At 39.5% G+C, this 474-nt stretch carries 1 protein-coding gene; it reads right to left on the minus strand.

The window, feature by feature from the left end:
- Nucleotides 1-474 (minus strand): type IIL restriction-modification enzyme MmeI (locus A3738_RS30475; protein ID WP_197473554.1); only part of this gene is annotated, 474 nt, incomplete at both ends.

The following is a 474-nucleotide window of genomic DNA, read 5'->3' on the forward strand; positions in this document are numbered from 1 at the left end:
TAAATATACTTCCAGTTCGTGACCGTCATAGCCTACGGCTTTCATTTGGTCATGTAACTCGCCCATCAGCTCAGCTGCTTTAATGTTTACAGGGTCTTGGTTTTGTATGACTCCCGTTTCATAGCCGGCAATAAAGCCAAATAGGTTAATATTTTGATGTAGCTCACTGAGATTGAATTCGAACTGGGAGCCGTTATCCAGATCGTATAATCGGAAGCGCTCGAAATCTGAGACAATGACGTATTGGGGCAAGTCTTTTTCTTCTATTCCTTCAAAATAATCTAGGGCTTGCTTGTGGGCTCTATCTAAGTCTTTACCTTTAGATTTATGTTCAATCAGAAGAGTGCCTTTCCATAGAAGATCAATAAAACCATCTTTGCCGTCGATCTTTTTTACGTGTTTTTCAAAACTAGCGACTCTTCTTCGAGTTACGCCAAAAACATTAAAAAAATCATCCCAGAAAGATTTTGCTTC

The sequence above is a fragment of the Oleiphilus sp. HI0066 genome (assembly GCF_001635725.1).